This window comes from Neokomagataea anthophila, assembly GCF_018122595.1.
GTDB lineage: Bacteria > Pseudomonadota > Alphaproteobacteria > Acetobacterales > Acetobacteraceae > Gluconobacter > Gluconobacter anthophilus.
The window spans coordinates 1-225 of record NZ_JAGRQH010000196.1 but is presented as its reverse complement, the minus strand read 5'-3'; the positions used below and the strand labels follow the sequence as shown (position 1 = coordinate 225).

Annotated in this window: 1 protein-coding gene; it reads left to right on the top strand. The window is 46.7% G+C overall.

The features are described 5' to 3' along the window. Positions 1–42: 42 nt before the first annotated feature. A partial coding sequence (locus KB213_RS12455; protein ID WP_211683581.1) for a hypothetical protein occupies positions 43–225 on the top strand: 183 nt, incomplete at its 3' end.

Genomic DNA, 225 nt, shown 5'->3' with positions numbered 1-225 from the left:
ACGAGGCGGAGCAAATCGAACTTCAGGAGAGGATCGATGAATATGAGCGAGTCTGAGATTGACCCAGATAAGGAGAAGGCTTTTGATCTTCTTGAACAGGCAGCGCGTCAACTCTGGAAGTCAATGGGGTTGGCTAATAAATATTCACCATCGGAATATAGTTCCCTGATTGAGACCCGCTCCGAAATATCAGAGTTTTGCTTCGGGCAGCATAAGAAACGCCAT